Source organism: Streptomyces sp. MNU76 (assembly GCF_020982545.1).
Lineage (GTDB): Bacteria > Actinomycetota > Actinomycetes > Streptomycetales > Streptomycetaceae > Streptomyces.
In genome coordinates this window covers 1,226,007-1,249,799 of record NZ_JAJKLK010000019.1, presented here as the reverse complement: position 1 = coordinate 1,249,799, position 23,793 = coordinate 1,226,007, and the positions used below count along the sequence as shown (strand labels likewise).

The following is a 23,793-nucleotide window of genomic DNA, read 5'->3' as shown; positions in this document are numbered from 1 at the left end:
GGACGAACGTATGCGGACAAGGCGGCGGCGCGACGGACGGTTGTCCATCGCGCCACCAAAAGGGGTGAACGGTCGTAACTTTCGCTAGCGGTACGCGTTTTGTCGCGCTAAGGGATCACTTGGTCACTCCGCGTCGATCGACGACGCGGAGAGTCTCGTCAACTCCCCGGGTAGGGCCAGGGATTGGCTTTGCAGGTGATCCCGCCGAAGGTCAGGAACTTGCTCTGCTGCTGCATGACCGGCGCGAGTTCGCCGTTCTTGTCGCAGGTCTCATGGCCGTAGCCGAGACGGTGACCGATCTCGTGATTGATCAACATCTGTCGGTACGCGTGCATCTCGTCGCCGTACGTCTCAGCGCCCTGCGCCCAGCGGTACGCGTTGATCATCACGCGCTCGGTGGCGGCCGAGTCGCAGGACACGTTGTCCACGGTGGTGTCGAGGCCCGACTTGGCGCACCAGATCGCGGTGGTACCCGGGCTCGCGAGCGTGATCACGAAGTCGGGGGCCCCCGAGGAGATCCGCTCGAACGTACGGCCGCCGCTGTGGGCCCAACTGCGGTCGTCGTTCAGGGTCTTCTGGACGGCCTCGGCGAACAGCTCCGCTTCGAGTCCGAGGCCCTTCTCGACGTCGACCCGGTAGCGGTACTTCTGTCCCGCCCCCGGCGCCTTGTCGAAGCCCTTGACCGCCTCGAACTTTCCGCCGCCCTCCAGATCCGCGGCGAGCGGGTACTTCTTGTCCATCTTCTGGTCGTACGACAGCGGGGTCGCGGTCGGGCTGGGAGAAACAGGAGGGGTGGGCCGGTTGTCGCTGCGCGAGGCGTCGCGCACGGCACGCTCGTCGGCGGCCTGCGGCTGGCGAGTGACGGTGTCGTCCTCCCCGACGGCCATCTGCCCGCCCACGACGACCACGAGCACGGTGGTGACCGCGGCCGCCGCGATCCCGGTGAACGCCCGTCCCTTGCCGCCCTTCGCCGTCCCCGCGGCCCCGGTCCCGTCGCCCGGCGGCCGCTCGTGCGGCTGCTCGTGCGGCGACCGCCCGCGCGGCGGTTGCTCCTCCGGAGCCGTCTCGGCCCAGCCGTCGTCGGCACCCGGCGCGCCACGATGGGTCCGGCCGGGTGCGAAGACGTCGTCGACCTCGTCGAAGGCGTCCAGATAAGCCTGGCGGGGGCCACCGGGGGGCATGGTCTCCTGCCGCTGCCGGGGAATGGGGATACGACGGCCCGAACCCTCCGGAGGCACGCCGTACGGGGCGCCATGGGGTGACGCCTCGCCCGGCCCACCATACGGAGCCCCCGCGGGCGACCCCTGCGCCACGCCGTGTCCGACACCCGGCCCGCGCCTACCACCACCAAGTGGCCCCACCCCCGCCCGCTTCACGCTGCTCGGGGTGCTCCCCACGACTCGACGGACGACCGCCGTCCTGGGCACCGTCCGAAAGGCGCGGGAAGCCGTGCGCGGGCGTGCCGTCGGGAAGGCGGGGAAAACCGTGCGCCGGGGTGCCGTCCGCGTATCGCGGTACGCCGTGTGCCGGTGTGCCGTCGGGCAGACGCGGGAAGCCGTGCGCGGGCGTGCCGTCGGCGAAACGCACCCCCTGCTGCCCGGGCGCACCACCACCGAACCGCGGCGCGCTCTGCTGCCCAGGCCCACCACCGCCGAATCCCGGCCTGCCCTGACCCGGTAGCCCCTGCCCCGGAAGCCCTTGCCCCGACGTTGTGTCGTACCCGTACCCCGGGCCCCCGGTCCGCGCGCCTCGGGGCTCCTCCGCGCCGGGCGCTCGCGAAGGCGCCGCCGCGCGGTCGCCCGGCCCGGCGGACGTCGCTGTCCCGGCTGTCCTTATGTCGACATCACTTGTGTCGCCTTTCGGCGCCCGCCCCTTGCGGCTGTGCCGTCCCACGCCGCGCCTCAGCTCCCCACGCCGGGCGAGCCCTTGGGCGGCCCTTCGGCGACCGCGTCGCCGTCGTCGGCGCCGACCGAGCCACCGCCACTCACCGAACCACCCTCACCCGAAACACCGACCGACCCCGAAGACGAACCCACCGACGAGGCACCCACCAGACCAGAACCCACCGGCTCCGAACCCGATGGTTCCTCACCCACCGGCTCCACATCCGCCCCGCCCCGCGACCGCCCCGCATCCGCGAGCAGCTCACGGAACGCGGCGGCCACCGCCTCCGGGTACTCCATCATCGCCACGTGCCCCGCGTCCGGCAGGGAGACGAGGCGGGAGTCGCGCAAGGAGCGGGCCGCGCGCTGGGCCATGCGGTAGCCGACGAGCTGATCGCGTCGGCCGTAGACAAGGAGGGTCGGGGCGAGGACCCGCTCCGCCTGGCGCCAGAGCGAGTGCTGACCGCCCAGAGTGTAGGCGTCCACGAGCCCCCGCGCCGAACGCGTCAACGCGTCCCACATGTACGGCAGTTGGAGGCGCCGCTCCATCTCCTCCACGGCGTTGCGGAAGCCCTCCTCCGTGACCCGGCCCGGGTCGCCGTAACAGAGCGCGGTGACGCCCCGTACACGCTGCTCGGCGCTCCAGCCCTTGGTGAAGCGGCTGAAGAGCGCCGAGATGCCCGGCAGCGCGAGCATCGCCGTGGGCACGGCGGTCCGCTGCACGCGGAGCTCCGGCAGGGCCGGCGAGACGAGCGTCAGGGTGCGCACCAGATCGGGGCGCAGAGCGGCGACGCGGGTCGTGATCGCGCCGCCGAGAGAGTTGCCGAAGAGGTGCACGGGGCCACGCCCGGCGGAGTCGAGGTAACGGATGACCGCGCGGGCGTGTCCCGTGACGGAGTAGTTGCCGTCGTCCGGCGGCGGCGAGTCGCCGAAGCCGGGCAGGTCGAGCGCCTCACTGTCGACGAGCCCGTCGAGCAGCGGCATCAGCGCGGACCAGTTCTGCGAGGAGCCGCCCAGGCCGTGCACGTACAGGGCGGGCGGCAGTCCTTCGCGCGCGGGCGGTCTCGACCGCACCGACAGCGTGATCCCCGGCAACCGGACCGGCCTCAGCCGCTCGCCGGGTGCCACGCGCACGGCACTCGCCCTCGGCGACGCGGTGGCGCTCAGCAGGGACGGGAGCTCGGTCGAAGACATGCGGGCAATGTTACGAGACGATCACGCAGTGGCTCATGTGTTCGCCGTCACAGAACACACCGCAAATCAGCCACTTCTCACGGGGTACCGGGCACGAAGCACTCGCCGCCGACCCGACGGTGGGCTCACCGCCCCGAACCGCATCGCACCGGATCGACCGCGTAGCGCCGCGATGACCTGTCTCCTAGGCTCGGAGACGGGCTCACAGACGCGCTCGGAGCGTGCCCGGGGACGGGCTCGCAAGCGCTCTCACGAACAGGCCCGTGAGCCATACGCACGACCAGGCTCGCGAGCCGCCACAAGGCAGGCCCGTGACAACGCATCCGGTCTCGCGAACAGGGCACCCGTACGTGGCCCCCGCCGCCGTCGGGACGTTCCGGCGGCACCAGGGCAGCAGCAGGAAGGGGAACCCACGATGGCCGTAGATCCGACCGATCCCGACACCTTCGTCGAGGAGGAGGACTCCGTGGAGTTCGACGATGTGGAGGCCCCCGAGGCCGATGCCGCCGAGCAGCACGCCGAGGTCGCCCCAGACCGGGACGACCCGTTGACCGACGTCGACCCGGACGCGGCCAACGAGGCCGATCTGGCGGAACAGGCCCGCGTGGTCTCCCTGGACGAGGACGACTACCGGTAACCCGATCCTCACCAGGGACGACGACCGGTGACGAGAAAGGGCTTCCTCCTGTCCACCCTGCCCCTGTTTGACGCGGTTGGCGGCACTTTTCCCGCTGTCCGGTCCGTGAAATTCTGCGCTCGCACCGCGCACACCCGGGTTACCGAAAAGTACGATGGCGGCGCGGCGCACACCGCATGTGGACGATCTTGGGAGGCGGCGTGACAGCCATCGAGCAGACAGAGGCGGCGCGCCCGCGGGGCACACGCCTGCCGCGCCGAGCCCGACGGAACCAGTTGCTGGGCGCCGCCCAGGAAGTCTTCGTGGCCCAGGGCTATCACTCGGCCGCGATGGACGACATCGCCGAGCGCGCCGGAGTCAGCAAGCCGGTGCTCTACCAGCACTTCCCCGGCAAGCTCGACCTCTACCTGGCCCTGCTGGACCAGCACTGCGAGTCGCTGATCCAGGCCGTGCGCGGCGCGCTGGCGTCGACGACGGACAACAAGCAGCGGGTCCGGGCGACGATGGACGCCTATTTCGCGTACGTCGAGGACGAGGGCGGCGCCTTCCGGCTGGTCTTCGAGTCCGACCTGACGAACGAGCCCGCCGTGCGCGAGCGCGTCGACAAGGTCACCAACGAGTGCGCCGAGGCGATCTGCGACGTCATCGCGGAGGACACCGGCCTCTCCCGCGCGGAGTCGATGCTCCTCGCCTCGGGCCTGGGCGGCCTCTCCCAGGTGGTGGCGCGGTCGTGGCTGCACAGCGACCGCAGCGTCCCGCGCGAGCAGGCGGTCCAACTGCTGGCCTCGCTGGCCTGGCGCGGTATCGCGGGCTTCCCGCTGCACGGCATCGACCAGCACTGACCCCACGGTCCGGCGGGCCACTCCCTGGTTCGGGGATTTGTTCCCGCCCCCTGTTCGCTCCTGGCGTTCTCAGGCGGAGCGTGTACGTCCCCTCACCGGGCTAATGTGTGCTGCGTACGGCGCGGAAGCCCGCGCATTTCACTGACCGTCGGAGGGACATAGCCGTGGAGGTCAAGATCGGCGTGCAGCACGCGCCGCGCGAGATCGTTCTGGAGAGCGGTCAGAGTGCCGAGGAGGTCGAGCGCGCGGTTGCCGAGGCGCTGGCCGGCAAGTCGGCCCTGCTGAGCCTCACGGACGAGCACGGCCGCAAGGTGCTGATCCCGGCCGACCGTCTCGCTTACGTCGACATCGGCGAGCCGACCGTCCGCAAGGTGGGCTTCAGCGCGCTGTAGTCACCAGCACAAGAGGCGTACGGAGGGGGCCCGGTGGTGTGAAACCACCAGGCCCCCTCCGTACGCCCGCACATCATGGTCACCACGGGGCGCGCCGCACAGGTCGGCCACATCTCGTCCACAGACGATGATTGCGTCCCATGCCTCGCGGGTAGTACCGGCTACGACCGATTTGCCCAGGCCAGGCCGTGCGGGAGGGAACCCGATCATGTTCTTGGAAGCACTCGGATCCGCACTCCTCGGCTTCGCCCTCGCCTGCGCCGCCGTCTACCGCCTGCCGCACCGTCTGCCGTCCCGCGCCCTGGTCCTGCCGACGGGCACCGCGGGCGGTCTCTTCGGCGCCTTCCTGACACACACGGCACTCGGCTCCGCCAACTACCTGCTGGTCCTCACCGGCGCCCTGGTCGTCGCGGCGGCCTCCCTCTCCCTGCTCCTCCGCCCGACGGAGCGCTTTCGACGCAGCAGCTCGGCGACGGCGTGAGGAAGATCCCCTGACGGCGGCGAAGCCGCCCGTCCAGGGGCGCGGGGAACTGCGCGACAGGCCACGACGAGACCCGCACCCGCAGGACGGCACCGCGCCCCACGGCGACTAGGCGCTCACGCGGCCAGGCCCAGCGCGGCCATCCGCTTGGTGTGCGCCTCGGTGATCCGCGAGAACATCCGCCCCACCTCGGCGAGATCGAAGCCGTCGGCCACACCGCCCACCAGCATCGTGGACAGGGCGTCCCGGTCGGCCACCACCCGCTGCGACTGCGACAGCGCCTCTCCCATCAACCTCCGCGCCCACAGCGCCAGTCGACCGCCCACCCGTGGGTCCTCGTCGATCGCCGCCCGGACCTTCTCCACGGCGAAACCGGCGTGCCCCGTGTCGTCGAGCACCGCGAGCACGAGCGAGCGCGTGTCCGAGTCGAGGTGCGCGGCGACCTCCCGGTAGAAGTCACTGGCGATCGAGTCGCCGACATAGGCCTTGACGAGCCCCTCCAGCCAGTCCGAGGGGGCCGTCTGCTTGTGGAAGCCGTCGAGCGCGTCGACGAACGGCTCCATGGCACGCGTCGGCTCCTCCCCGATCTCGGTGAGGCGGCCGGCGAGCCTCTCGAAGTGGTGGAACTCGGCCGCCGCCATCTTCGCCAGCTCCGCCTTGTCGACGAGGGTCGGCGCCAGCTTCGCGTCCTCAGCGAGCCGTTCGAACGCCGCCAGCTCCCCGTACGCCAGCGCGCCCAGCAGGTCCACCACCGCGGCGCGGTACTGCGGGTCGGCGGAGGCCCGCTCCCAGTCCTGGGCGGCGATCCCGGTGACCTCCGTGGTGTCGGCGGCGTCGGCGGACTCGCCGCCGCTGGCGTTCTCAGGCTTGTCAGACGTGGTCATGCAGCGCACAATAGCCCGCTCCGCGCAAGGCGGAAGGGCCCGGTCATTCGGTGCGCCATTCTGTGCGCCATTCAGTGTGACGACGACTACGTGACCAAATCGGCCATCGCATATGCGCGATTCCGAGGTATGGTGGTAATGCGCCTGCTGGTACCGCGACGTAGTTCGACGCGGCCTCGACAGGCCGCACGCATGAGGATGCCCGGTCGGTGGCCCGATCGGCTCCGACCCGACAGCCCTCCTTTTCCGTACGGCACTCCGCGTACGGCGTCCGGAGGGAACCCCTCAGCGGTATGAGCGCTAGAGCGTCGGCAGTGGTCCCGTGCCACACGGCCCGCCCGTGCGGTGGCCGACGTCCCCGGCACGGTCCGACACGACCCCCGCGCTCGCCTCACACCGCGTACACAGAAGAGGCAGCACCCTGACTACGACTTTCCGCGATCTCGGCATCTTTCCCGAGACGGCCGAGGCCCTTGAGGCCGTCGGCATCATCAACCCCTTCCCCATCCAGGAGATGACGCTCCCGGTCGCCCTCTCCGGCACCGACGTCATCGGCCAGGCCAAGACCGGCACCGGCAAGACGCTGGGCTTCGGTCTCCCCCTCCTCGAGCGCGTCGTCGTCCCCGCCGACGTCGAGGCCGGCCGCGCGAAGCCCGAGGACCTCGTCGACTCGCCGCAGGCGCTCGTCGTCGTCCCCACGCGCGAGCTGTGCACCCAGGTCACCAACGACCTGCTGACCGCCGGCAAGGTGCGCAACGTCCGCGTCACCGCGATCTACGGCGGCCGCGCCTACGAGCCCCAGGTCGAGGCCCTCAAGAAGGGCGTCGACGTCGTCATCGGCACCCCCGGGCGCCTCCTCGACCTCGCGGGCCAGAAGAAGCTGAACCTCAAGAACGTCAAGTGCCTGGTCCTCGACGAGGCCGACGAGATGCTCGACCTGGGCTTCCTGCCCGACGTCGAGAAGATCATCAACATGCTTCCGGCCCGCCGCCAGACGATGCTGTTCTCGGCGACCATGCCGGGCGCGGTCATCGGCCTCGCCCGCCGCTACATGTCCCAGCCGACGCACATCCGCGCCACGGCTCCGGACGACGAGGGCGCGACGGTCCGCAACACCTCGCAGCACATCTACCGCGCGCACAACATGGACAAGCCTGAGCTGGTCGCGCGCATACTGCAGGCCGACGGCCGGGGTCTGGCCATGGTCTTCTGCCGCACCAAGCGCACGGCCGCCGACCTCGCCGACCAGCTCAAGCAGCGCGGCTTCGCCTCCGGCGCGGTCCACGGCGACCTCGGCCAGGGCGCCCGCGAGCAGGCGCTGCGCGCCTTCCGCAACGGCAAGGTGGACGTCCTCGTCTGCACCGACGTCGCCGCACGCGGCATCGACGTCGAGGGTGTCACCCACGTCATCAACTACCAGTCCCCCGAGGACGAGAAGACGTACCTGCACCGCATCGGCCGTACGGGCCGCGCGGGGGCCAAGGGCATCGCGATCACCCTCGTCGACTGGGACGACATCCCGCGCTGGCAGCTCATCAACAAGGCGCTGGACCTCGGGTTCAACGACCCGCCGGAGACGTACTCCACGTCCCCGCACCTCTTCGAGGAACTGAGCATCCCCGCGGGCACGAAGGGTGTCCTGCCGCGCTCCGAGCGCACCCGGGCCGGGCTGGACGCGGAGGAGCTGGAAGACCTCGGCGAGCCGGGCGGGCGTGGTCCGCGCGGGCGTGGCGGCCGTGGCGCCGGTGCTTCCGGCCCGTCGTCCGCCGAGCGTGAGCGGGAGCGGGAGCGCCCGGCGCGTACGCCGCGTCGCCGCCGGCGTACGCGCGGTGGTGCCACCGTCGACGGGGCGTCCCCGGAGGCCGCCGCGGTCACCGAGCCGTCTGCAACGCAGACGCCGGACTCCGACTCCGGCGCGTCCGAGCCTCGTACGCCTCGCCGTCGCCGCCGCACGCGTGCCGGGGTGAACCCGGCCGCCGAGGCCGTGATCGAGACCGAGACCGTCGAGAGCGCGCCGGTCGAGCGGGCGGAGGTCGTGGTCGACACCGTCGCGCCCGCCGAGTCGGTGGAGGAGGCTCCCAAGCCGCGTCACCGTCGTACGCGCAAGTCGGTGGAGACCGCCGCCACTCCGGTGGCCGAGGCCGCGCCCGCCGCGGAAGCGTCGCTGGACACCGCTGAGGGCACTGCTGTCGTGGAGCCGGTCGTCGAGCCGGCCGCCGAGGCCGTGACCAAGCCGCGTCGCCGTACGCGCAAGGTCGCCGCGCCCACCGAGGTCGTGAGCGAGGAGGCCGCCGCCGAGGAGGCACCGGCCAAGCCCCGCCGACGGACCCGGAAGGCTGCCGAGCCGGTCGTCGAGACGACCGACAACGCCGCCGAGGCCGCCGTGGACACCGCCGAGGCTGTGGCCAAGCCGCGCCGCCGGACCCGCAAGACCGTGGAGACGGCTGCCGAGAGCGTGGTCGAGGCTGTCGCCGAGGAGGCGGTGGTCGAGGCTCCGGCCGCGGCCCCGCGTCGTCGGACCCGCAAGGCGGCGGCCGCCGTCGCGGCTCCTGCCGCCGAGGCCGCGGTCGACACGGCCGAGGGGGCGACCGGCGTCGAGCCGGCCGCCGAGGCCGTGACCAAGCCGCGTCGCCGTACGCGCAAGGTCGCCGCGCCCACCGAGGTCGTGAGCGAGGAGGCCGCCGCCGAGGAGGCACCGGCCAAGCCCCGCCGACGGACCCGGAAGGCTGCCGAGCCGGTCGTCGAGACGACCGACAACGCCGCCGAGGCCGCCGTGGACACCGCCGAGGCTGTGGCCAAGCCGCGCCGCCGGACCCGCAAGACCGTGGAGACGGCTGAGGGGGCGGTGCCCGCGCAGCCGACGGAGGAGCAGGCGACCAAGCCGCGGCGTACGCGGAAGGCGGTGGCTTCGGCTGCTGCCGAGGAGGCGGGGGGCGAGGCTCCTGCTCCGCGGCGGCGTACGCGGAAGGCTGTGGCTGTGGTGGAGGGTACGGAGGGCTGAGGCCGTCCTGTCGTGTGAAGGTCCGGTTCCCCTGGGGGGCCGGGCCTTCGGCCTTTCAGGGGTTTCTCGCCCCCGCCGCCCCTACCCGTCCCCTCCCCCTCGGCTGCGCTCGAGCGGGAGGTGCCCCTTGACCCCCAGGCGTCCGTTCGGGGGCTGGCCGCGCACCCGGCCACGCGGCCCATCCCCACCCTCCGCGCCCTTGGTGGACCGTTACGCTCCCCATGAGCCGTCCCCCTCCTTCACCCCTGCCCCCGGCGCCCGCGCCCACCATCTGCGTACTCCCCGTGGGGAGTTCGCCGTCATCGAGGCGGGCGTGGCGGTGAAGGGGAGCGTGTTGCTCGTGCCTGGGTTCACGGGGAGCAAGGAGGACTTCATCGCGCTGCACGAGCCGCTGGCGGCGGCCGGATACCGCACGGTCGCCGTGGACGGGCGCGGGCAGTACGAGAGCCCTGGAGCCGAGGCCGACGAAGCACCGTACGCGCAGGCGGAGTTGGCCAAGGACCTGCTCGCCCAGGCGCGGGCCGTGAGCGACGGCGGCCGACTGCACCTGGTCGGTCACTCGCTCGGCGGCCAGATCTCCCGCGCCGCCGTGCTGATGGACGCCTCCCCCTTCGCCTCGCTCACCCTCATGGCCTCGGGCCCCGCCCAGATCTCGGTCGGCCAGCAGGAGCGCGTGAAGCTGTTGCGGGACGCCCTGGCCGTGATGGACATGGAGCAGGTGTGGGACGCCATCCAGGCGATGGAGGCACCGGAGCCCGAGGAGGCCGACACGGGCGCCCTCGATGCGGGGCTGGACGACCGTGCCGATCTGCGCCGCCGCTGGCTCGCCACCAAACCCGCCCAGCTCATCGCCACGGGCCGCCAACTCTGCGCGGAACCCGACCGGGTCGCCGAACTCGCCGCCGTGGACCTGCCCAAGCACGTCCTCTCCGGTGAACGCGACGACACCTGGCCGATCCCGGTCCTCGACGACATGGCCGTACGGCTGCGCGCCCACCGCACCGTCGTCCGCGGCGCCGAGCACTCCCCCAACACCGACCGGCCGAAGGCTACGGCCGACGCCCTCAGCGGCTTCTGGGACCGGATCGCCGGCTGAGCACCGGCCGGACCGGGCGCCGGTCCGGCCGGAGCAGCCCGGCTCTCAGTACTGCGCCCTCAGGTGCTCCCAGAAGCCGTCCCGCAGCGCCCGTCTCAGGTCCGCCTGACCGCGCAGCGAATACTGCAGCAGGCCCTCCGCCTCGACCAGCAGGTCCTGGTCGACGGAGCCGGGGAGGTACGGGTGGCCATGGAGCAACTCCTGCAAGGTCTCCCGGCCCCGGGAGGCGAGCCACTTCGCGGCGATCTGGGCGCCGACGAAGCGGACGTCCTCACGGCTGGGGCGGGCCCCTGCGGGCGCGTCGTAGGTGGCGGCCGCCCGCCGTGACACGTACGGCTTGAAGAAGTCGAGGTCGAAGGTTCGCTGGCTGTCCACCTCCCAGAGCAGCGGCTCGGCCTGGTTGCGGCCCTCGGGCGCCTCGATGCCCCAGAGGTGGACCCGCGCCCCGTACCCCTGCGCGGCCTCGACCGCCGAGACCAGGTCCTCGTCGCCGCCGATGAGGGCCGCATCGCTGATCGCGCGGTGCCGGGCCAGCGATTCCAGGTCGGTGCGGATCAGCGAGTCGACGCCCTTCTGCTGGTTGTTCGCGTTCAGGTTCCCGAGCCGGACCTTCACGTCGGGCAGCTCGGCGATCGACTGCTGCTCCGCCGTATGGATGCGGCGGCGCGCCCCGTCGTACCAGTAGACCCGCAGCAGCCGGCTGTCCGCGAAGATCGTGCGCGCCTTGTCGATCAGCGCGTCGATGAGCCCTTCCGCGTCGAGATCGAAGGACCGCCGGTCCTCCGTCCCCGCGACGAGTCGGCCCACGGCCGCGTACAGGTACCCGGCATCGACGAAGATCGCGTGTGTCGAGGGTGTCTTCGCCACCTCGGCGAGCATGCGGTGCAGCAGCTCGTTCGTACGGTCGATGCGGGCGCCGAGCGCCGTGAGGTCGTCGTTCATTACTGCCATTGTCCCGGCGGTCACGCTGCGAACACAACCGGTCCCAATCAGTCTTCCTGCTTCCAGGTAGACATACCACCACACCACTTACCGGTTAGTAATTAGCTTCTCGAAAAATTTCTTTAGCGTAGGGAATGTTCGTAACATGCATGCTGTTGACTCCTGATGGAACACGGGCACCGACGACCCGTGAGCCACCACCAGTAGTTCTCCTCAGGAGGATGACCAGACGAAGGGAGAAGCCCTTGCGCTTCGAAATTCTGCGACTCGACGATGTCAACGGCACACCCGTGGACAGCACTGTCGTGGACGCCGCCTCCGTCAACCGGATCGTGCAGCAGGCCGCCGCCATCGGGCAGCGACTCTGGATCCGCCCGGCCGACGTGACCGCCTCATAGGACGCGGATCCGTTCACACTTCAGCGCCCCGTACGGCACATGCCGTACGGGGCGCTCTACTGCGGGCTCGCCGCTAGGAAGCCTGCACGACCTGGGTGACGCCGTTGATGATCTGCTGTACGGCGATCGCGGAGAGCATCATGCCGGCGAGGCGGGTCACCAGGACCACTCCGCCGTCCTTGATGACCCGGATGATCAGCAACGAGTACCGCATCGTGAGCCACAGCACGATGTGGATCGCCAGAATCGCGGCCCACACGGACATCTGACCGGCCAGGCCGTCCGCCTTCTGCACCGCCAGGATCACCGACACGATCGCACCGGGTCCGGCCAGCAACGGCATCCCCAGCGGCACGAGCGCGACGTTGACGTCCTTGGTCTGCTTCGGCTCGTCCGTCTTGCCGGTGAGCAGATCGAGCGCGATCAGCAGAAGCAGCAGCCCGCCCGCGATCATCAGCGCCGGCACCGAGACATGCAGATAGTCCAGGATCTGGTGCCCCAGCAACCCGAAGACGGTGATCACGCCACCGGCCACGCAGACGGCCTGGAGGGCCATCCGCTTCTGGGTACGGGCGGGCCGCCCGGCGGTGAGGCCGAGGAAGATCGGAGTGATCCCGGGGGGATCCATGATCACGAAGAGAGTGAGGAAGAGGGAGCCGAATATGGCGAGATCGAACACAGGGGTGCCTTGCGGGAAGGAGGAGGACGAACGAGGGGTGCCCTTGGCAGGCGTCGGCGACCGAGCCGCTCACCACTGTGGGCAATCGTTCGGCGCGGCGGAAGAGGTGAGACGTGGGCACCTTGCGTCCAGGTGCCGCACGAGCGAGGGACCGGCTAGTTCCCGCCGGTCCCCGGGACGGGGAACGCTCCGGTGGCCCGCCGCGTGATCTCGCCGTACACCTCGGGGTCGGTCGTGTATTCGCCGAGCACACAGGTCTTGCGGCTGCCGTGGTAGTCCGAGGAACCGGTGGCGAGCAGCCCCAGCTCCTTCGCCAGGCCGCGCAGCCGTGCCCGGGTCGCCGGGTCGTGCTCCATGTGGTCGACCTCGATGCCGTCGAGTCCGGCGGCGGCGAGCTCCGCGATGGCGGACTCCGGTACGGTCCGACCGCGTTTGACGGCGGCGGGGTGGGCGAAGACGGCGACACCGCCGGCGCCCTTGATCAGCCGGATCGCCTCGAAGGGGTCGGTCTCGTGCTTCTCGACGCAGGCGCGGCCGCCGTCGGCGAGCCACTGCTCCGTGAAGGCGTCGCTCACGGTCGGTACGACGCCGAGTTCGACGAGTGCGGTGGCCACGTGGGGCCGCCCGACGGAGCCCCCGGCGGCGATCCGGGCGACCTGGTCCCAGGTCACCGGCACGCCCAGCTCGTTCAGCTTGGCGATCATCCCGCGGGCGCGCGGGACCCGGTCGTCCCGGACCAGCTCGCGCTCGGCGAGCAGGTCGGGCTCCTCGGGGTCGAACAGGTAGGCCAGCATGTGCATGCTGACGCCGTCCAGTCGGCACGACAGCTCGGCGCCGGTGACCAGGGTGAGCCCCTCCGGCAGCGCGGCGATCGCCTCGGCGTGCCCGCGCGTGGTGTCGTGATCGGTCAGCGCGACGACGTCCAGACCGGCCGCGCCAGCCTTCCGTACCAGCTCGGACGGGGTGTCCGTACCGTCGGAGGCCGTGGAGTGGCAGTGCAGATCGATACGCACGACTCGGACTCCAGGCGCGGGGAAGGGAAGCGGACGCTCAAGGATAGCGCCCTTTCGGGCCAGCCCTGTCACACCCGAAACCGGGGAGTGCCCCCTACAGGGGTGGTGTCGGGGGCGGATGGAACGGGCGCCTCATGGGCGGGGTGTGCGGGCTCGCGGGCGGCCGCGCGTCCGGTGGGGTCGGTCGCGCAGCTCCCCGCGCCCCTGACTCTTCTGCCCTGCCCCTCTGATCATCAGGCGCCCCTACGGCTCCAGGATGCGCGGGGAGAGGGCTCCGCACGGGAGAAGTTCCACCTCCGCTCCCGCGTCCCGCAGGTCCGTCAGCACGAGTTCGTCGTACATCAGCAGTCCGGTCTGTTCGGGCCACACGATCGCCCACAGCCACAGTCCGAGCGCCTCGCCCGCGAAGACCGCGCGGTCGTCCGGCGTGCCAGTGACGTGCCACAGCGGTGTCGGCCGTCCGGCGGCCAGCACCTTCGCCTGGGGTGGCTTCTCGACGCTCAGATACGGGCCGGGATCGGGACCGTCGATGCCCGCGTACCGCGCACCGAGGCCGACGCCGAGCTCCTCCGCGATGAGGACGAGCTCCCCCACACCGCCGAGCGGCCCGGGACCGGAGCAGGCCACGGCGGTGGCGCGTCCGCCGCTGCGGTCGTCCCCGGCGAAGGCGGCCCCCGTGAAGAGCCAGCCCACGGGCAGCGGCCAAGGCATCCAGACGGGCACCTCGGCACGGTGCACCACGACACTGAGGGCCTCGACGCTGGGCGGGATCACGGGCTGCAGCGGGTGCACCGTCCCGTGCGCGGCGCACTGCCAGGAGTCGGCAAAGAGGCCGGGAGCCCTGACCCGGCCACCACACTTCGGGCAACTGGGTTCGCCCCTCATAGGGCCCAACGGTCCTCCCCGTGCTTCCTCGCGTCAAGGACGATCACCCGTCCGGCGTGTGCGCGTCACATTCCGCACACGTTCAGCGCACCAACGCCGGTCCACGGCCGCCTGCCGGCCCGTCGGACCGAACAACGGAATCAACTACCCACACCGCCAAGGGAAGCGGCGGTTTTCGGCCACCTGCCGAGCGGCCTCCGGTCACGTGTGGCGTGCCGTCCGTCACACGGGGAAGTCGTGTCGGGCGGCCGTTCAGTCCAGGGAGACGGACTTTCGCGCCGGGTCGCGGAGGTCGGTCCCCCGGGTGAGCCAGCGCTCCTGGAGGGCCTGGGCGCCGTGCACCCTCTTCCAGGCCGCCTCGTTGGCGGTCATCGGCAGGAGGGGCAGGAACCGTACGGGGTCGGCGGGGGCGGCGAGTTCGAGGTCCTCGACCAGGCCGCCGGACTCGGCGACGAGGACGGAGGTGAAGGGGGCGCCGGGCCAGAGCGGATCGCCCACGTCGAGGGACGCGCCGGGGGCCACGATCACGCCCTCCACCTGCGGAGACGCGGCGAGTACGGCGAGCGGGCGCAGCACCTTGTCGGTGTCGGCGACGCCACGCCGCACGGACAGGACGAGTTCGGCGCGGGGGCCCTTGACGGGGTCGGCGAGGACCGCGGTGGGGTCGGCCATCGGCTGGGCGGACATGCCGAGCGTGGCGTAGCGGACGATGTCGCCGTCGGTGAAACGGAGCACCTCGATGCGGTCCGTGCCGAGGAAGGTGACCGCGGCGCGCGCGTCCGGTTCGCCCAGCGCGGTGCGCAAACGGGCCTCCACCAACGGAAGAACATCAGCCATGAGCCGAGCATAGAACTCGTCAGGAACCGGCAAACACGCGCCTTGACACTGCAGCCGACTGTTAGTCTTGGCCGCCGGTCGGGACAGCACGCGGGCAGCACGCAGAAGCCTCGCTCTCAAGGCTTCTCACGCCTTCGCGTCCCGTACCGAGAAGACTGACTCCCCTACGGGGAACCCCGGATGGGGGTATGGAACGTCCCTTACGAGGGACCGGCCGGAGGAGGTGGGGCTGCGATGGACCGAAGTCGACCTGGCAGTACCACCCGCTCTTCCGCTGTTCACGTTCCGTAGCTCAGGCCGTAGCCGTAGTTCTCGCTCCGTCGGCTATCGCCTCACCCGCTTCGTGCCGCTCGCCGGTCGTCGCGCATCGGAAGAGCACTTCTTTCCCGTCTTGATCTGAATCAAGCGAAGCTGTCACCGCGACGGTGCGGTGCTCCCCGCTTTGTGGACGTGCCAAACATCCGCAGTCAAAACGTCCCCATTCCGGGTAGTTCCAACCGTCGCCGGCGGCCTTTCGTTGCGAAGGAGCCAGCTCATGTCGATGATCCACAACCTGCGCGCCGCGGTCCGCCCGTCCCGTCCCTCGCGGCTGTCGCTGCGCAAGGACGGCGGGGTGTACGACGCCACGCGCCCGGCGGAGGCGGCCACGGCCGTCGTGGACTGCGCCGTGTACCGCGACGGCGCGCGCGTCTCGTTCGAGCGCAACCTGACGCCGCACGAGGCGATCCGTCAGGTCCGCCGTGACGGCGGCTTCGTCTGGATCGGCCTGCACGAGCCGTCGGAGGCCGAATTCTCCGGCATCGCGGCCGAGTTCGGGCTGCACCCGCTGGCCGTGGAGGACGCGGTGCACGCGCACCAGCGGCCGAAGCTGGAGCGGTACGACGACACCCTCTTCACCGTCTTCAAGACCATCCACTACGTCGAGCACGACGAACTCACCGCCACCAGCGAGGTCGTGGAGTCCGGCGAGGTCATGTGCTTCACCGGGCGGGACTTCTTCATCACGGTGCGGCACGGCGGGCAGGGTTCGCTCAGGGCACTGCGTCACCGGCTGCAGGACGACCCGGAGTTGCTGGCGAAGGGCCCGTCGGCCGTGCTGCACGCCATCGCCGACCACGTCGTCGACGGGTACGTGGCGGTCGCGGACGCCGTGCAGGACGACATCGACGAGGTGGAGACGGAGGTGTTCTCCCTCGGGCGCAAGGGCACGCCCCGGGGCACCGACGCCGGCCGGATCTACCAACTCAAGCGCGAGGTCATGGAGTTCAAGCGGGCGGTGCTGCCGCTGGTGCGGCCCATGCAGCTGCTGAGCGAGCGGCCGATGCGGCTGGTCGACCCGGACATCCAGAAGTACTTCCGTGACGTGGCCGACCACCTCGCCCGGGTCCAGGAACAGGTCGTCGGCTTCGACGAGCTGCTCAACTCGATCCTCCAGGCGAACCTGGCGCAGGCCTCCGTCGCGCAGAACGAGGACATGCGCAAGATCACGTCCTGGGCGGCGATCATCGCCGTGCCGACGATGGTGTGCGGCGTGTACGGCATGAACTTCGACTACATGCCGGAGACGCACTGGAAGTACGGCTACCCGGTGGTCCTCGGGGTCACGGTCGCGCTCTGCCTCGGCATCCACCGGACGCTCAAGCGCAACGGGTGGCTGTGAGGCACGGTTAGGCTGCCCCCATGACAGCCGGTTCGCTCCCCGCCGATGCGCCGACCACCGACGCGCTGCTCGAACAGGCCCTCGTCGAAGAGGCCACCAAGAAGTCCGGGCTGATCTGGGTCCGGGGTGGTGAGGTGTCCCGGGCACTGTGGCACGTCTGGCACGAGGGTGCGGCGTGCGTGGTGGGCGACGGACCGGGTGAGCAGCCGTTGCCCGGGCTGACCGACGGGGGGTCGGCCGTGGTGACCGTGCGCAGCAAGGACAAGGGCGGGCGGTTGGTCAGCTGGGCGGCGGACGTCGTCGAACTGGCCCCGGACTCTCCCGCGTGGGAGTCCGCCGTGGCCGAACTCAAGGGCAAACGCCTCAACGCCCCCGACGGCGAGGCCATGCCGGCCCGTTGGGCCCGCGAGTGCCGGGTGCTCCGCCTGGAGCCGACGGGGGCGACCCTGCCCCTGCCCGACGGCGACCTGGCGCAGCCACCGGTGACCACACCGGCGACCACACGACAGCCGATCCCGGCGGCGGTCCCACGCCTGCTCTTCGGCCGCCGCAAACGCGACCGCTGAGACCGGCGCCCTGCCCCGGGGCGCGCCCCGCTCGGCACCGCCGAGATCCACCGTCGTGTCTGATCACCGCTGCGGCGGGATCGGGGCCCTGGCAGAAACGGGGACCGGTGGGGCTGGAGACCGGTGGGCTGAGGGCGGGGTGGGGCCGGCGGGGCGGAGCGCTGGCCGTGTGAGGGGTCCGGCCGAACGAGGGGCCCGGCCGGTGTGAGAGGCCCGGCCCGTGTGAGAGGCCCGGCAGAACTACGGGGCCGGGTGGCGGAACTTGGGCGCGGAATTTGGCTGCGGGCACCTCTCAGAGGCGGGCGCGGACCTTGAGCGCTGACTCGAGCCGCAGGCACACCCCTCAAGGACGGGCGCGAGGATCCGAAGCTGCGGCAGGCACCCCTCGAAGACGGCGCGGCCCTTGGGCGCGGACCTAGCTGCGGGCGCCTCTCGAAAACAGGCCAGGCCCTTGGGCGCTGAGCCGAGCCGCAGGCTTCGAGAAACGGGCGGGGCCGCGCGGGCCCCCTCAGAGGGGCGCGGCCCGCTTGGCGGCGGCTCCGGGCGAACAAGCGGTGCGCCTCATTCCTGCGGCTCGCCCCGCCCAGGCCACCCCTGCGGCTCGCCCCGCCCGGACCACCCATCCGCAACGCACCCCCACCCCACAAGAGGCCGCCCGTCCCGCCGAGAACACCGCCGCCGCCGAGACCGCGGCTCGCCCCGGAAGGCCGCGCGGCATGCCCCCGACAGGCCGTCCTGTCCCTCGCTACGACGTCGGGAGTTGTTTGCCGTAGTCGACCACCGACTTTTCGTCCGGCTCCTCCAGGGTGAAGTTCTTGTCCCAGTCGGTGAGGAGGATGGTGCCGGCGTCGCCGGCGCGGACGAGGCGGAGGGGGTAGGGGGTGCCTTCGAGGGAGACGTCGAGCGTGCCGCCGGAGCCCTTGTCGCCGGTGATGCGGATGGTGCGGGTGCCGGACTGCTCGTGGTGGCCCTCGGTGGAGAGCGTGCCGTGCAGGGTGAGCAGGCTGTTGAGGAGGACATCCTTGTCGGTGAAGCCGCTGAACCGCTTGTAGGCGGGGTCACCGGTCGGCACCTTCACATACATGCCGTCCAGCTTGTCCGCGGCGGCCGTCTCGGAGTCCCCCTCACCCCCGTGCTCACCGGAGTCCTGGTGGTCCCAGAAGTCCGCGTCGGCCTTGAGGAAGAGGTGTTCGCCCACCTTCAGCAGCCGGAACGTGGAGCCCTCCGACGTCACCGAACCCGTGCCGCCGTCCTCCTTCAGGCGCATGTCCAGCTTGTAGGTCTTGCCGTTGCTCACCACGGCCCCGGACAGCCGGACCGTGTCCGCCGCCGTGGCCGCCGCCTTCGTCTTGCTCTGGATCTTCGCCGGCTCCAGCCGGCCGACCCCGTTGGTGCCCTCGTTGGGGTCCTCGCCGCACCCCGTGAGCCCCAGCGCCCCGACCACCAGGGTGCAGACGGCGCTCACCAGTGCGGCCCTTCGGGTACGGGGAATCACAGTCACAGGCGATGCACCTCTTCGTGGGGAGTCCAGGCGTACCGCAGAGTACCGGGGCTCCCGACCCGCCACGGAGCCAGTCCGTCCGCACCGCTCACCAGGGCATATCCGATCGGGACGGGCTAGCCTGAAGCCGTCCTCGGCGGACATTCCCCTCGCGACGGGAAGGAAAGGGGCGGCTCATGGCGGCGGTGGCGCCCCGGATCTTCGTCTCCCACCTCTCCGGCGTCGCCGTCTTCGACCCGAACGGCGACCAGGTGGGCCGCGTCCGGGATCTGGTGGCCATCCTGCGGGTGGGCCGCAAGCCCCCACGCCTGCTCGGCCTGGTGGTCGAACTGTCCACCCGGCGCCGGATCTTCCTGCCCATGACCCGGGTCACCGGCATCGAGTCGGGCCAGGTCATCACCACCGGCGTGCTGAACGTGCGCCGCTTCGAGCAACGCCCCACCGAGCGCCTCGTCATCGGGGAACTGCTGGACCGGCGAGTGCCCCTCGTCGAGACCGGCGAGGAGGTGACGGTCCTCGACATCTCGGTGCAGCAACTGCCGGCCCGCCGGGACTGGGAGATCGACCGGGTGTTCGTACGGAAGGGCAAGGGCGGAGCCTTCCGGCGGCACAAGGGCGAGACGCTGACGGTGGAGTGGTCGGCGGTCACCGGCTTCTCGCTGGAGGAGCACGGGCAGGGCGCCGAGAACCTCCTCGCGACCTTCGAACAGCTCCGCCCTGCCGACCTGGCCAACGTCCTGCACCACCTCTCCCCCAAACGCCGGGCCGAGGTGGCCGCCGCCCTCGACGACGACCGGCTCGCCGACGTCCTGGAGGAGCTGCCCGAGGACGACCAGATCGAGATCCTCGGCAAGCTCAAGGAGGAGCGCGCGGCCGACGTCCTGGAGGCCATGGACCCGGACGACGCCGCCGACCTCCTCGCCGAGCTCCCGGAGGACGAACAGGAACGGCTGCTGACCCTGATGCAGCCGGACGACGCGGCGGACGTGCGGCGGCTCATGGCGTACGAGGAGAAGACCGCCGGCGGTCTGATGACCACGGAGCCGATCGTGCTGCGCCCGGACGCGACCGTCGCCGACGCGCTCGCGAGGGTCCGCAACGCCGACCTCTCCCCGGCGCTCGCCGCCCAGGTGTACGTGTGCCGGCCCCCGGACGAGACCCCCACCGGCAAGTACCTCGGCACGGTCCACTTCCAGCGGCTGCTGCGGGACCCGCCGTACACCCTGGTCAGCTCGCTCGTCGACGACGATCTCCAGCCGCTGGACCCGGAGGCCGCGCTGCGCGCCGTCGCCGGGTTCTTCGCGACGTACGACATGGTCGCGGCGCCCGTGGTCGACGAGAGCGGCTCGCTGCTGGGCGCGGTGACCGTCGACGACGTACTGGACCACATGCTTCCCGAGGACTGGCGGGAAACGGAGTTCTACCTGTACGAGGACGACGGCGACGCCGACGAGCAGGGAGCCGGCTATGGCTCCTGACCGGGACGGACGCCACGGAGGACATGACGGGCGGGAAGGGCGGGACGGGCGGCACGCGGGGCGGGAGCGGGCGCACTCCGGCGCGGGGGCGCGGGAGCGGACGTCGCACTCTGGGGCTCTCCTGAGGGAGCGCACGCCCTCCGGGGCCACCGCGCGCCCTCGTACGCGTCTCGACCAGCCGCTGCGCCGCCGGGCCAGGTTCCTGCCGGAGTGGGACCCGGAGGCCTTCGGACGGCTGTCGGAGCGGACCGCGCGGTTCCTGGGCACCGGGCGGTTCATCGTCTGGATGACGGTCGTCATCATCCTGTGGGTGGTGTGGAACGTCTCTGCCCCGCGTGACCTGCGCTTCGACAACTACCCCTTCATCTTCCTCACCCTGATGCTCTCCCTCCAGGCCTCCTACGCGGCCCCGCTGATCCTGCTCGCGCAGAACCGTCAGGACGACCGCGACCGCGTCAACCTCGAACAGGACCGCAAGCAGAACGAGCGGTCGATCGCCGACACCGAGTACCTGACCAGGGAGATCGCCGCGCTGCGCATCGGCCTCGGCGAGGTCGCCACCCGCGACTGGCTGCGCTCGGAGCTCCACGACCTGGTCAGGGAGCTGCACGAGCACGACGGGGAGGGCCTGCGCGCGAACCGGACGGTATTCCCGTCGGAACACCCCCGCGGACGTGACATGGGCGACCGCTGAGAGGGCTCCCAGGGGCCCCGCGCCGCGCCGTACCATCGTCTTCATGGCTACGGTAGACGCGGTGCGCGAAGCACTGTCGACGGTGAACGACCCCGAGATCAACCGCCCCATCACCGAACTCGGGATGGTCAAGTCGGTGGAGATCGGTGCGGACGGAGCGGTCGCGGTCGCCGTGTACCTGACGGTCTCCGGCTGCCCCATGCGCGACACGATCACCCAGCGCGTGACCGAGGCGGTCGCACAGGTCGAGGGCGTCACACGCGTCGATGTCGAACTCGATGTGATGAGCGACGAACAGCGCAAGGAACTGGCGGGCGCGCTGCGTGGCGGCCAGGCCGAGCGCGAGGTCCCCTTCGCCAAGCCGGGCTCGCTGACGCGCGTGTACGCCGTCGCCTCCGGCAAGGGCGGCGTCGGCAAGTCCTCGGTGACGGTGAACCTGGCGGCGGCCATGGCGGCCGACGGCCTCAAGGTCGGTGTCGTCGACGCGGACATCTACGGCCACTCCGTGCCCCGCATGCTGGGCGCCGACGGCCGTCCCACCCAGGTCGAGAACATGATCATGCCGCCTTCCGCGAACGGCGTGAAGGTCATCTCGATCGGCATGTTCACCCCGGGCAACGCCCCCGTGGTCTGGCGCGGCCCGATGCTCCACCGCGCCCTCCAGCAGTTCCTCGCGGACGTGTACTGGGGCGACCTGGACGTGCTCCTCCTCGACCTCCCGCCGGGCACGGGCGACATCGCCATCTCGGTGGCGCAGCTGGTCCCGAACGCCGAGATCATCGTCGTGACGACCCCGCAGCAGGCGGCGGCCGAGGTCGCCGAGCGCGCCGGCTCCATCGCCGTGCAGACCCACCAGAAGATCGTCGGCGTCATCGAGAACATGTCGGGCCTGCCCTGCCCGCACTGCGACGAGATGGTCGACGTCTTCGGCACGGGCGGCGGCCAGACCGTCGCCGACGGCCTCACCCGCACCACCGGCGCCACGGTCCCGGTCCTCGGCTCCATCCCCATCGACGTCCGCCTCCGCGAGGGTGGCGACGACGGCAGGCCGGTGGTCCTGACCGACCCCGACTCCCCCGCGGGCTCCGCCCTCCGCGCCATCGCGGGCAAGCTGGGCGGCCGCCAGAGGGGCCTGTCGGGCATGAGCCTGGGAATCACCCCGAGGAACAAGTTCTAGACCGGTTCCAGGCTCCCTGGGCACCTGTCAAAGCCAAGGACCACATCAGAAGGGGCGCGGGGAACTGCGCGACAAGCCACAACGCACGCGCACTCCCCGAACCACCGAAGCCCCAACGGCGTCGAGGGGCACCGCAGCACAACGCAGCGGTGCCCCTCAAGCTACGCGTACGCCTCGATGTCCTTGATCCCGGCGAAGCCGAGACCGTACGCGCTCATCCCCCGCCCGTACGCCCCCACATGCACCCCTTGCGAGGTCGACCCCGCGAGCACCCACCCGAACTCGGACTCGCGGTAGTGGAACGGCGTCGGCACCCCGTCCACCGGCAGGGACAGGGTCGACCAGTCGGGCCCGGCGAGATCGTCGGCCAACACCCACGCGGCCTCGGTCTGCTGGTCCAGCCAGTCGTCCCGCAGGGAGTGGTCCAACTGCCCGGGCCAGGTGAACGACAACAGCCCCACGCCCGCGAGCCAGGCCGCCGAGGAGACCGACGTGGCCTCCAGCAGCCCCGTACCGTCGGCGCTCCTGCGTGAGGGGTTCTCCGCGACGGTCACCACGACCGCGAACCGCTCCTTGACCTCGTCGTCCGACCCGGCGGTGTACTCGTTGCGCACCGAGGGCTCGTCACCGTGGCCGATCGAACCGTGCTCGACGGCTCCTTCCGCCGACGTACCGACCTGCATCAGCCAGCGCGGTCCCGTGAAGGCCTCGTCGAGGCCGTACCACGGGAAGGGCGCCAGCAGGTAGCCGTCGACCGCGCGTCGGCCGGAGGGGAGCTGTTGTCCGCCCTCCGCGGCCGACGCCTGCGCGCCTACCCGACTCGTCGTCTCCATGTGCCCGGACGCCTCCTCGCTCTCGACGGACCGGAGCGGCCCGCCCCCCTCGGGCGTCGTCGCTCGCTCTTCGTACGGTCCGCACAACAACTGGGCAGCATAGCCACAGCTCTCCGAGCAGCAGGGAAAGCGCCCGGCGCGTAGGACGGCGTACTGGCGGGTTCAGGCCGTACGAGGGGGCGTGACGGTATGAATCGCATCACGTAGGGGAGCGCGGCGGCACACCGGCGTACGGCTCAGGTGGCGTCCATGTCGTACGGCGGACGCTCGATCTCGCGCTTCTTCGTCATGTCGACGGGGCCGCCGGTCGCACCGGAGGAGACGGCAGCGGAGGAGTCCGAGGAGGAGGACGCGGACGAGGAGGACGAGGAGGACTCCGACTCGCGGCCGTGGACCGCGTCCGTGAGCTCGGCCATCTCCTTCTTCAGGTCGAAGCCGTTGCGGATCTCCTTCAGCCCCAGTTCGTCGTTGTCCAGCTGCTTGCGGATGAACGTCTTGGGGTTGAGGTCCTCGAACTCGAAGTCCTTGAACTCCGGCCCGAGTTCGCTGCGGATGTCCGCCTTGGCGCTGTCCGAGAACTCGCGGATCTTGCGGATGGTCCGCGTGACGTCCTGGATCACCTTCGGGAGCTTGTCCGGACCGAAGACGAGCACGGCGAGGACGACGAGCGTCACCACCTCGAGCGCACCTATGTCATTGAACACCTGAAGCTCCTTGCGA

General features: G+C 71.1%; 23 protein-coding genes. 12 read left to right on the top strand and 11 right to left on the bottom strand.

The annotated features are described in order from the left end of the window. Positions 1 to 158: 158 nt before the first annotated feature. Together E4N62_RS32145 and E4N62_RS32140 are read right to left on the bottom strand one after the other, a co-directional pair. A complete protein-coding gene (locus E4N62_RS32145; RefSeq protein ID WP_230219974.1) occupies positions 159 to 1,181 on the bottom strand; it encodes a DUF3152 domain-containing protein in 1,023 nt (340 codons plus the stop codon). 720 nt (positions 1,182 to 1,901) lie between these two features. Continuing rightward, positions 1,902 to 3,077, bottom strand: a complete 1,176-nt coding sequence (locus E4N62_RS32140) for an alpha/beta fold hydrolase (RefSeq protein WP_230219972.1) — start codon at positions 3,075 to 3,077, stop codon at positions 1,902 to 1,904. A 415-nt stretch (positions 3,078 to 3,492) separates the two neighbouring features. Here E4N62_RS32140 and E4N62_RS32135 point away from each other — a divergent pair, with 415 nt between their 5' ends. From E4N62_RS32135 to E4N62_RS32120, 4 genes are all read left to right on the top strand, one after another. After that, a complete protein-coding gene (locus E4N62_RS32135; protein ID WP_230219970.1) occupies positions 3,493 to 3,714 on the top strand; it encodes a hypothetical protein in 222 nt (73 codons plus the stop codon). Positions 3,715 to 3,914: 200 nt separating this feature from the next. Then, complete coding sequence (locus E4N62_RS32130) at positions 3,915 to 4,556, top strand: TetR/AcrR family transcriptional regulator (protein ID WP_152171547.1); 642 nt, start codon at positions 3,915 to 3,917, stop codon at positions 4,554 to 4,556. 164 nt (positions 4,557 to 4,720) lie between these two features. Beyond that, on the top strand, positions 4,721 to 4,948 hold the full coding sequence (locus E4N62_RS32125; protein ID WP_009293559.1) for a DUF3107 domain-containing protein: 228 nt from the start codon (positions 4,721 to 4,723) through the stop codon (positions 4,946 to 4,948). Positions 4,949 to 5,156: 208 nt separating this feature from the next. Beyond that, positions 5,157 to 5,429: a hypothetical protein gene (locus E4N62_RS32120; protein WP_184899155.1), complete on the top strand. Its 273-nt coding sequence runs from the start codon at positions 5,157 to 5,159 to the stop codon at positions 5,427 to 5,429. Between the two features lie 116 nt (positions 5,430 to 5,545). Here E4N62_RS32120 and E4N62_RS32115 read toward each other — a convergent pair whose 3' ends face one another. Continuing rightward, entirely contained in the window at positions 5,546 to 6,322 is a 777-nt protein-coding gene (locus E4N62_RS32115) for a ferritin-like fold-containing protein (protein ID WP_184899153.1), read from the bottom strand. A 505-nt stretch (positions 6,323 to 6,827) separates the two neighbouring features. On the opposite strand from E4N62_RS32115, the gene E4N62_RS32110 reads away from it, so the two are divergent. Both E4N62_RS32110 and E4N62_RS32105 read left to right on the top strand, forming a co-directional pair. Then, positions 6,828 to 9,314, top strand: coding sequence for a DEAD/DEAH box helicase (locus E4N62_RS32110; RefSeq protein ID WP_230220323.1), 2,487 nt, complete (start codon positions 6,828 to 6,830; stop codon positions 9,312 to 9,314). A 199-nt stretch (positions 9,315 to 9,513) separates the two neighbouring features. Next, entirely contained in the window at positions 9,514 to 10,410 is an 897-nt protein-coding gene (locus tag E4N62_RS32105) for an alpha/beta fold hydrolase (RefSeq protein ID WP_230219968.1), read from the top strand. Positions 10,411 to 10,455: 45 nt separating this feature from the next. Here E4N62_RS32105 and E4N62_RS32100 read toward each other — a convergent pair whose 3' ends face one another. Continuing rightward, positions 10,456 to 11,361, bottom strand: a complete 906-nt coding sequence (locus E4N62_RS32100) for an NYN domain-containing protein (protein ID WP_230219966.1) — start codon at positions 11,359 to 11,361, stop codon at positions 10,456 to 10,458. A 236-nt stretch (positions 11,362 to 11,597) separates the two neighbouring features. Between E4N62_RS32100 and E4N62_RS32095 the strand changes: the two genes are divergently transcribed. Then, positions 11,598 to 11,750 carry a hypothetical protein gene (locus E4N62_RS32095; RefSeq protein WP_099967352.1) on the top strand — a complete coding sequence of 51 codons (153 nt, stop codon included), beginning with the start codon at positions 11,598 to 11,600 and terminating at the stop codon, positions 11,748 to 11,750. 73 nt (positions 11,751 to 11,823) lie between these two features. Here E4N62_RS32095 and E4N62_RS32090 read toward each other — a convergent pair whose 3' ends face one another. The 4 genes from E4N62_RS32090 to E4N62_RS32075 all read right to left on the bottom strand — a co-directional run bounded on the left by E4N62_RS32090 (position 11,824) and on the right by E4N62_RS32075 (position 15,164). Continuing rightward, positions 11,824 to 12,429: a MarC family protein gene (locus E4N62_RS32090; protein WP_184899146.1), complete on the bottom strand. Its 606-nt coding sequence runs from the start codon at positions 12,427 to 12,429 to the stop codon at positions 11,824 to 11,826. A 155-nt stretch (positions 12,430 to 12,584) separates the two neighbouring features. After that, positions 12,585 to 13,442 (bottom strand): PHP domain-containing protein, encoded by an 858-nt coding sequence (locus tag E4N62_RS32085; protein ID WP_230219965.1) that lies wholly within the window; start codon positions 13,440 to 13,442, stop codon positions 12,585 to 12,587. A gap of 243 nt (positions 13,443 to 13,685) precedes the next feature. Further along, positions 13,686 to 14,327, bottom strand: a complete 642-nt coding sequence (locus E4N62_RS32080) for a DUF6758 family protein (RefSeq protein WP_184899143.1) — start codon at positions 14,325 to 14,327, stop codon at positions 13,686 to 13,688. A gap of 252 nt (positions 14,328 to 14,579) precedes the next feature. Continuing rightward, positions 14,580 to 15,164 (bottom strand): suppressor of fused domain protein, encoded by a 585-nt coding sequence (locus E4N62_RS32075; RefSeq protein ID WP_230219964.1) that lies wholly within the window; start codon positions 15,162 to 15,164, stop codon positions 14,580 to 14,582. A gap of 535 nt (positions 15,165 to 15,699) precedes the next feature. Between E4N62_RS32075 and E4N62_RS32070 the strand changes: the two genes are divergently transcribed. After that, a complete protein-coding gene (locus tag E4N62_RS32070; RefSeq protein WP_230219963.1) occupies positions 15,700 to 16,824 on the top strand; it encodes a magnesium and cobalt transport protein CorA in 1,125 nt (374 codons plus the stop codon). Between the two features lie 20 nt (positions 16,825 to 16,844). Next, positions 16,845 to 17,390, top strand: coding sequence for a hypothetical protein (locus E4N62_RS32065; protein ID WP_230219962.1), 546 nt, complete (start codon positions 16,845 to 16,847; stop codon positions 17,388 to 17,390). 745 nt (positions 17,391 to 18,135) lie between these two features. Here the strand turns inward: E4N62_RS32065 and E4N62_RS32060 are convergent. Next, positions 18,136 to 18,891, bottom strand: coding sequence for a hypothetical protein (locus tag E4N62_RS32060; protein WP_230219961.1), 756 nt, complete (start codon positions 18,889 to 18,891; stop codon positions 18,136 to 18,138). A gap of 176 nt (positions 18,892 to 19,067) precedes the next feature. Here E4N62_RS32060 and E4N62_RS32055 point away from each other — a divergent pair, with 176 nt between their 5' ends. Genes E4N62_RS32055 through E4N62_RS32045 form a run of 3 tightly spaced genes read left to right on the top strand, consistent with a single transcriptional unit; the run spans position 19,068 to position 22,240 of the window. Next, positions 19,068 to 20,369 carry a magnesium transporter MgtE N-terminal domain-containing protein gene (locus tag E4N62_RS32055; protein ID WP_230219960.1) on the top strand — a complete coding sequence of 434 codons (1,302 nt, stop codon included), beginning with the start codon at positions 19,068 to 19,070 and terminating at the stop codon, positions 20,367 to 20,369. After that, entirely contained in the window at positions 20,359 to 21,063 is a 705-nt protein-coding gene (locus E4N62_RS32050) for a DUF1003 domain-containing protein (protein ID WP_230219958.1), read from the top strand. Before E4N62_RS32055 ends, E4N62_RS32050 begins: the two co-directional genes overlap by 11 nt. A 43-nt stretch (positions 21,064 to 21,106) precedes the next feature. Beyond that, complete coding sequence (locus E4N62_RS32045) at positions 21,107 to 22,240, top strand: Mrp/NBP35 family ATP-binding protein (protein WP_230219956.1); 1,134 nt, start codon at positions 21,107 to 21,109, stop codon at positions 22,238 to 22,240. Between the two features lie 161 nt (positions 22,241 to 22,401). Here E4N62_RS32045 and E4N62_RS32040 read toward each other — a convergent pair whose 3' ends face one another. Together E4N62_RS32040 and E4N62_RS32035 are read right to left on the bottom strand one after the other, a co-directional pair. After that, a complete protein-coding gene (locus E4N62_RS32040; RefSeq protein WP_230219955.1) occupies positions 22,402 to 23,073 on the bottom strand; it encodes a hypothetical protein in 672 nt (223 codons plus the stop codon). A gap of 236 nt (positions 23,074 to 23,309) precedes the next feature. Continuing rightward, positions 23,310 to 23,777, bottom strand: coding sequence for a sec-independent translocase (locus E4N62_RS32035; RefSeq protein ID WP_230219954.1), 468 nt, complete (start codon positions 23,775 to 23,777; stop codon positions 23,310 to 23,312). Positions 23,778 to 23,793: the final 16 nt, after the last annotated feature.

Bases quoted from the DNA above. Each gene is read 5' to 3' on its own strand.
- E4N62_RS32075 (WP_230219964.1), bottom strand. From the start codon at position 15,164: ATGGCTGATGTTCTTCCGTTGGTGGAGGCCCGTTTGCGCACCGCGCTG.
- E4N62_RS32110 (WP_230220323.1), top strand. From the start codon at position 6,828: ATGACGCTCCCGGTCGCCCTCTCCGGCACCGACGTCATCGGCCAGGCC.
- E4N62_RS32040 (WP_230219955.1), bottom strand. From the start codon at position 23,073: ATGGAGACGACGAGTCGGGTAGGCGCGCAGGCGTCGGCCGCGGAGGGC.
- E4N62_RS32145 (WP_230219974.1), bottom strand. From the start codon at position 1,181: ATGCCCCCCGGTGGCCCCCGCCAGGCTTATCTGGACGCCTTCGACGAG.
- E4N62_RS32050 (WP_230219958.1), top strand. From the start codon at position 20,359: ATGGCTCCTGACCGGGACGGACGCCACGGAGGACATGACGGGCGGGAA.
- E4N62_RS32100 (WP_230219966.1), bottom strand. From the start codon at position 11,361: ATGGCAGTAATGAACGACGACCTCACGGCGCTCGGCGCCCGCATCGAC.
- E4N62_RS32120 (WP_184899155.1), top strand. From the start codon at position 5,157: ATGTTCTTGGAAGCACTCGGATCCGCACTCCTCGGCTTCGCCCTCGCC.
- E4N62_RS32055 (WP_230219960.1), top strand. From the start codon at position 19,068: ATGGCGGCGGTGGCGCCCCGGATCTTCGTCTCCCACCTCTCCGGCGTC.
- E4N62_RS32065 (WP_230219962.1), top strand. From the start codon at position 16,845: ATGACAGCCGGTTCGCTCCCCGCCGATGCGCCGACCACCGACGCGCTG.
- E4N62_RS32070 (WP_230219963.1), top strand. From the start codon at position 15,700: ATGTCGATGATCCACAACCTGCGCGCCGCGGTCCGCCCGTCCCGTCCC.
- E4N62_RS32045 (WP_230219956.1), top strand. From the start codon at position 21,107: ATGGCTACGGTAGACGCGGTGCGCGAAGCACTGTCGACGGTGAACGAC.
- E4N62_RS32080 (WP_184899143.1), bottom strand. From the start codon at position 14,327: ATGAGGGGCGAACCCAGTTGCCCGAAGTGTGGTGGCCGGGTCAGGGCT.
- E4N62_RS32135 (WP_230219970.1), top strand. From the start codon at position 3,493: ATGGCCGTAGATCCGACCGATCCCGACACCTTCGTCGAGGAGGAGGAC.
- E4N62_RS32140 (WP_230219972.1), bottom strand. From the start codon at position 3,077: ATGTCTTCGACCGAGCTCCCGTCCCTGCTGAGCGCCACCGCGTCGCCG.